At 36.7% G+C, this 607-nt stretch carries 1 protein-coding gene; it reads left to right on the plus strand.

The genetic code is table 11. The features are described 5' to 3' along the window. The coding region (locus ACPC57_RS11605; RefSeq protein WP_434067008.1) for an IS3 family transposase at positions 1-564 on the plus strand (564 nt) is incomplete at its 5' end. Positions 565-607 lie beyond the last annotated feature (43 nt).

Consider the following 607-nt stretch of genomic DNA (forward strand, 5'->3'; position numbering starts at 1 on the left):
AAGAAACCAAACTATGTAAAAGGAACTGCCAATAAAATCTTTCCAAACCTTCTGAATAGGGAATTTGATGTAAAAGAACCCAATAAAATATGGTGTACTGATTTTACATATTTAACTCGTCCAGATGGAACAATGCGTTACAATTGCACGATTATAGACCTTTGCGGTCGTGAAGTGGTTGCATCATTAAACAGCAGTCATATCGATACTGAATTGGCAAAGGAAACCTTGAAAATCGCACTAGAACGTCGAAAACCAGCAAAAGGAATTATCCTGCATTCTGATCAAGGGCGTCAATTTACCGCAAAAGAATTCAATAAATTTTGTGATAAAAACTATGTCCAACAAAGTATGAGCAAAGCAGGCTGTCCATATGACAATGCCGTTATGGAAAGATTCTACAATACGCTCAAACACGAATTCTATTATCTCTACAAGTTTGATTCAAATGACATTCTTGACCAAAAGCTCTATGAATTCGTTTATGGGAAATATAATCACGTAAGACCACATCGTGCAAACGGTGGACTTACACCTTATGCTGCACGATGTCGTGCAGCGTAAGAAATTTTATACACTAGTGTTACAAAAATGCTTGACTAGGTCA

Origin of the sequence: Streptococcus sp. VTCC 12886, assembly GCF_049893425.1 — a bacterium.
Classification (GTDB): domain Bacteria; phylum Bacillota; class Bacilli; order Lactobacillales; family Streptococcaceae; genus Streptococcus; species Streptococcus suis_AA.